Below are 5,882 nucleotides of genomic sequence, written 5' to 3'. Positions count from 1 at the left end.
CCTACATTTTATCCCTCATTAACTTTGTGGCCTGTCTGGTAATGAAGACAGACAGGCCTCTTTTCGACAGGCTGAGCTGAGCGGCATCCGGTCCGTTGCCGGATGCCGCTCAGTCTTTATATCTCTATATTTCTCCCGTACATTCCGCAAGACCGCATCGGCAGCCTCGTCCGCCGGATTTCGTTCCCCGGCGGAAAAACCGTCCGCGCCATCGCTGTAAGGTGCGCCCGCAGCCGGGCCGTACCTTACGGCTCTTTCCGGCCTTATTACGGCGGGGCCCTTTTTCGAACGAATAAAAAACCGCACGATTAAAAAATCGTGCGGTTTTAAAAACTGCGCTGTTCGGGCCTTGCGCGGGGGCTGTCCGATAAGGAGACCGCCTTTCGTGCGCTTTATCAGTGGCCCTTTGGGGATTAGTAATAACGCTTCTTGTTCTTGCGGGCGGCCTCAGACTTCTTGCGCCGCTTCACGCTGGGGCTCTCGTAGTGCTCCCGCTTCCGGACCTCGGCCAGCACGCCGGCCTTGGCGCAACTGCGCTTGAAACGCTTCAGTGCGCTGTCGATGGACTCGTTTTCCTTGACGTGGATCTCAGACATCTATATTTTCCCTCCCTCCGAGGTATCCGGCTATCTCCAGGATACTTTAAGGGCCATGTTATATGGCTTCAACATCGCTATTATACAGATTTGGAGGAAACTTGTCAAGAGCAATTCCAAAATCTCTGTTTCTTATAATCTGCCCGGGAAAGGGGCTGAAAAAACCGGGAAATTTCCACCGAAAAAGGGCCTGTATCCCTCCTGTGGCGGCGCTTTTGGCGAAAATGACGGAGATATCGCAAAAATTTCTATTGACAAACCGCCGGAAATCCTGTATCTTATAGCCCAACAGCAAAACAATGAAACGCGATGACAGGGAGAAAGTCCTTTTCCGTATGCTTCAGAGAGCCGCCGGTTGCTGCGAGGCGGCGCGGAGGGAAAGGACGTCACTGGCCCTTGAGCGGCTCCGCTGAGACTGCGGTTTAGGCGGAGACGGCTGGCCTCGTTATTGGCCGAAGCCTTGTTTGAGGCTGTGAGGGCCGTTGGGCAACCGGCGGCTAAACCAGGGTGGTACCGCGTGTTGATTGACACGCCCCTGACTCGAAGGAGTCAGGGGCGTTTTCTTGTCCCCTGACCTATCCGACACCATATTCTGCAAGGAGGACGCCGCTATGAAACCCGGATTTGAAAAGTATATTCCCTTCCAGCCCCAGCCCATTCAGGGCCGCACCTGGCCGGACCGGAANATTGCCAAGGCCCCTGTTTGGTGCTCTGTGGACCTGCGGGACGGAAACCAGGCGCTGATTGACCCCATGAACCTGGCGGAGAAGCTGGAGTATTTCCACACGNTGGTGGACATCGNCGTGAAGGAGATTGAAATTGGCTTCCCTTCCGCCAGCGAGACGGAATATGAAATCTGCCGGGAGCTCATCGAGGGCGGTCACATTCCCGGCGACGTGACCATCCAGGTGCTGGTCCAGGCCCGGGAACACCTCATCAAAAAGACCTTTGAGGCCATCCGGGGCGCGAAGAATGTGATTCTTCATTTTTACAATTCCACCTCCACCCTCCAGCGCAAGGTGGTTTTCCACATGGACTGCGACGAGATTACCAAAATCGCCACCGACGCCGCCGATCTCATCTATGAGATGTCCCAGCCCATGATTGCCGAGGGCATGAACCTCCGCTTTGAGTATTCCCCCGAGTCCTTCATGGGCACGGAGATGGACTACGCCGTGGAAATCTNCCAGGCGGTGCTGGAGCACCTCCACGCCACGCCGGAAAAGAAGGTCATTTTGAATCTCCCCACCACGGTGGAGAACTGCATGCCCAACCAGTTCGCTGACATGCTGGNATACTTNATCCGCAAACTTCCCGGCCGGGACCGCGCCGTCATCTCCCTCCATCCCCACAATGACCGGGGCTGCGGCGTGGCCACCACGGAGATGGGCCTGCTGGCCGGAGCCGACCGNGTGGAGGCCACCCTCTTCGGCAACGGGGAGCGCACCGGAAACGTGGACATGGTGACCCTGGCCATGAACATGTATACCCAGGGCGTGGACCCGGAGCTGGACTTCTCCAACATCAACAAAATCAAGGAGATGTTCGAGCGGTGCACCAAGATGCCCGTGGGCGANCGCCAGCCCTATGTGNGCAAGCTGGTCTTTACGGCNTTCTCCGGCAGCCATCAGGACGCCATTAACAAGGNCGTCCAGTATATGAAGACCTCCGGCACGGAGTATTGGGAAATCCCGTATCTCCCCATCGACCCCGCCGACGTGGGCCGGGAGTACGAGCCCATCATCCGCATCAACTCCCAGTCCGGCAAGGGCGGCGCGGCCTATATCATGGAGCACGACTTCGGCTTCGACCTGCCCAAGTCCATGCAGCCGGAGTTCGGCCACATCGTCCAGGTGGAGACGGACAAAGTGGGCAAGGAGGTCGCCCCGGAGCGGATCAACGAGCTGTTCCACCAGGAGTATATCGGGGCGANGCANNCCTATCAGCTCATCAAGCACGCCTTCCGGGAGACTGTGGACGCCGAGGGCCACTCCCATGTGGCTTTCCAGGGGACTCTCCGCCACACGGACACGGTGTTCGAGGTNTCNGGCGAGGGCAACGGCCCCATCGACGCCTTCTTCAACGCCATTCAAGGCGAGAAAATCGACCGCTTCACCTTCCTGGACTACGCCTCCCACGCCATCACCGACGGTTCCGACTCCCAGGGCGTGGCCTATATCCTCCTTCAGGACCGGCGCACCGGCAAGCAGTACTGGGGCGTGGGGCTCAGNCACAACATCAACCTGGCGCCTCTCCGGGCCATCCTGTCCGCCGTCAACCGGGCNAAGCGGGNATAAGCGGNCTTGCGGATATTCATGAATTCATAAGGAGCGTGACAACAAATGGGAATGACCATGACGCAGAAAATCCTGGCCAAGCACGCGGGGCTTCCTTCCGTCCGGGCGGGGCAGCTGATCCAGGCGAAGCTGGACCTGGTGCTAGGCAACGACATCACCACCCCCGTGGCGGTCAACGAGTTTGAGGCGGCGGGCTTTGACAAGGTGTTCGACAAGAGCAAAATCGCCCTGGTAATGGACCACTTCGCACCCAACAAGGACATCAAGGCCGCCGCCCAGTGCAAGCAGTGCCGCGCCTTCGCCCGGCGGTTTGACATCGACAACTACTTCGACGTGGGGGAGATGGGCATCGAGCACGCCCTGCTGCCGGAAAAGGGCCTGGTGGCCCCCGGCGAGGCCGTTATCGGCGCGGACTCCCACACCTGCACCTACGGGGCCCTGGGGGCCTTCTCCACCGGCGTGGGGTCCACGGACATGGGCGCCGCCATGGCGGCGGGGGAGACCTGGTTCAAGGTGCCCTCCGCCATCAAGGTGAACCTCACCGGGAAGCTCCGGCCCTTTGTCTCCGGCAAGGACGTGATCCTGACCCTTATCGGCATGATCGGCGTGGACGGAGCCCGGTATCAGTCCCTGGAGTTTGCCGGGCCCGGCGTTGCCGAGCTCTCTATCTACGACCGGCTGACCATCTCCAACATGGCCATTGAGGCCGGGGCGAAGAACGGCATTTTCCCTGTGGACGCGGTGACGAAAGCTTACGTGGAGGGCCGGGTAAACCGCCCCTGGACCGCCTATGAGGCGGACGGCGACGCGGAGTACGAGCGCACCGTGGACATCGACCTTTCCCAGGTGGACTGCACCGTGGCCTATCCCCATCTCCCCGAGAACGCTCACAGCGCCCGGGAGGGGAAGGACATCCGAATCGACCAGATTGTCATTGGCTCCTGCACCAACGGGCAGCTGCCCGATTTGGAGGCCGCCGCCGCCATTTTGAAGGGGAAGCACCTGGCCAGAGACGTCCGGGGCATCGTCATTCCCGCCACCATGAGCGTCTACCGGGAGGCTATGCGCCGGGGGCTCACGGACATTTTCCTGGACGCGGGCTGCATCGTCTCCACCCCCACCTGCGGGCCGTGCCTGGGCGGCTATATGGGGATTCTGGCCGCCGGGGAGCGCTGCGTCTCCACCACGAACCGCAACTTCGTGGGCCGCATGGGCCATGTGGACAGCGAGGTCTACCTGGCCTCTCCCGCCGTGGCCGCCGCGTCCGGCGTCGCGGGGCACATCTGCCATCCTGAGGAGGTTTGAACATGAATGTACAGGGAACCGTCCATAAATACGGGGATCATGTGGACACCGACGTCATCATCCCCGCCCGCTATCTGAACACCCCGGACCACAAGGAGTTGGCCGCCCACTGCATGGAGGACATCGACAAGGACTTTATCCATAAGGTAAAGCCCGGGGACGTGATGGTGGCCGGGGTCAACTTCGGCTGCGGCTCCTCCCGGGAGCACGCCCCCATCGCCATCAAGGCCAGCGGAGTGAGCTGCGTCATCGCGGCCACTTTCGCCCGGATTTTTTACCGGAACGCCATCAACATCGGCCTGGCCATTTTGGAGTGCCCCGCGGCAAGCGGCGGCATCTCCGACGGGGACCAGGTGGCGGTGGACTTCGACACGGGCGTCATCACCAACGTGACGAAACACGAGACCTATCAGGCGGAGCCCTTTCCGCCGTTTATCAAGGACATGATCGAAAAGGGCGGGCTTATGGCCTCCTTGAAGGCCGGAAAGGCGGACAAATGAACAAGACCATTGCCGTCATCCGGGGCGACGGAATCGGCCCCGAGATCGTAAGCGAGGCCATCGGCGTGCTGGACGCCGTGGCGGAGAAATTCGGACATGCCTTCACCTATCAGGAGGCTCCCATGGGCGGCTGCGCCATTGACGCCTTCGGCGTGCCCCTGCCGGATTCCAGCCTGGAGACCTGCCTGCGCTCCGACAGCGTGCTGCTGGGGGCGGTGGGGGGCCCCAAGTGGGACGCCCAGCCCTCCGCCAACCGGCCGGAGCGGGGGCTTTTGAAGCTCCGCTCCGCCATGGGCCTGTATACGAATATCCGGCCCGCCCGGATGTTTTCCGACCTTGCCGCCGCCTGCCCCCTCCGGGCGGACATCGCGGCGAAGGGCATCGACTTCGTGGTGGTCCGGGAGCTCATCGGCGGCATGTACTTCGGCGAGCACACCACCTCCCAGGTGGACGGGGAGCAGAAGGCCGTGGACGTGTGCTCTTACAGTGAGCATGAGGTCCGCCGGGTGGCCCGGGTGGCCTTTGACATGGCCCGGAAGCGCCGGGGCCGGGTGACCTCCATCGACAAGGCCAACGTGCTGGACACTTCCCGCCTGTGGCGGAAGACGGTGGAGGAAACGGCGAAGGACTACCCGGACGTGGAGCTCCTCCATATGTATGTGGACAACGCCGCCATGCAGCTGGTCCGGGACCCCAGCCAGTTTGACGTGATTGTGACGGAGAACCTCTTCGGGGACATCCTCTCCGACGAGGCCAGCCAGATCACCGGCTCCATCGGCATGATTCCGTCCTCCAGCATGGGGGAGGGGACCCGGGGCCTCTATGAGCCCATCCACGGCTCCGCCCCGGACATCGCCGGGCAGGACAAGGCCAACCCCATCGGCACCATTCTGGCGGCGGCCATGATGCTGCGCTACAGCTTCGACATGAGCGCCGAGGCCGGCGCGGTGGAAGCCGCGGTGGATCGGACGCTGAAAGCGGGCTTCCGCTGCGGGGACATTCTGAACGAGGGCGGGAAGCTCTTGGGCTGCAAGGCCATGGGGGCGGAGATCCGGGCCCGGATTTGAACAGGAGGAATTTAAAAGGGGGAGGCGTTTCAGCCTCCCCCTCAGCTTGTCGAAAAAGTCTGCCTACCGGCAGACTTTTTCATGTAAAGATGATAAAATAGGGAGTAAGGGGTGAGG

At 61.3% G+C, this 5,882-nt stretch carries 6 protein-coding genes and 1 other annotated feature; of the genes, 5 read left to right on the top strand and 1 reads right to left on the bottom strand.

Translation table 11 applies throughout. From position 1 onward, the window contains the following. Positions 1-413: 413 nt before the first annotated feature. Positions 414-596, bottom strand: coding sequence for a 30S ribosomal protein S21 (rpsU, locus tag JX325_RS11860; RefSeq protein WP_016324321.1), 183 nt, complete (start codon positions 594-596; stop codon positions 414-416). Positions 597-651: 55 nt separating this feature from the next. Here rpsU and JX325_RS11855 point away from each other — a divergent pair, with 55 nt between their 5' ends. The 5 genes from JX325_RS11855 to leuB all read left to right on the top strand — a co-directional run bounded on the left by JX325_RS11855 (position 652) and on the right by leuB (position 5,765). Continuing rightward, a complete protein-coding gene (locus JX325_RS11855) occupies positions 652-909 on the top strand; it encodes a hypothetical protein (protein WP_204791324.1) in 258 nt (85 codons plus the stop codon). Continuing rightward, positions 897-1,136: a binding site (T-box leader), on the top strand. (Overlaps the previous gene by 13 nt.) Positions 1,137-1,207: 71 nt before the next feature. Beyond that, a complete protein-coding gene (gene leuA, locus JX325_RS11850; protein WP_204791323.1) occupies positions 1,208-2,893 on the top strand; it encodes a 2-isopropylmalate synthase in 1,686 nt (561 codons plus the stop codon). A 45-nt stretch (positions 2,894-2,938) separates the two neighbouring features. Further along, positions 2,939-4,198: a 3-isopropylmalate dehydratase large subunit gene (leuC, locus tag JX325_RS11845; protein ID WP_204791322.1), complete on the top strand. Its 1,260-nt coding sequence runs from the start codon at positions 2,939-2,941 to the stop codon at positions 4,196-4,198. Positions 4,199-4,200: 2 nt separating this feature from the next. Further along, positions 4,201-4,698 carry a 3-isopropylmalate dehydratase small subunit gene (gene leuD / locus JX325_RS11840; RefSeq protein WP_204791321.1) on the top strand — a complete coding sequence of 166 codons (498 nt, stop codon included), beginning with the start codon at positions 4,201-4,203 and terminating at the stop codon, positions 4,696-4,698. Next, positions 4,695-5,765: a 3-isopropylmalate dehydrogenase gene (gene leuB, locus JX325_RS11835; protein WP_204791320.1), complete on the top strand. Its 1,071-nt coding sequence runs from the start codon at positions 4,695-4,697 to the stop codon at positions 5,763-5,765. Before leuD ends, leuB begins: the two co-directional genes overlap by 4 nt. Positions 5,766-5,882 lie beyond the last annotated feature (117 nt).

This window comes from Oscillibacter sp. CU971, from assembly GCF_905219725.1.
Taxonomy (GTDB): domain Bacteria; phylum Bacillota; class Clostridia; order Oscillospirales; family Oscillospiraceae; genus Oscillibacter.
The sequence above is the reverse complement of the archived record's forward strand: the minus strand, read 5'-3'. Positions and strand labels throughout refer to the sequence as shown.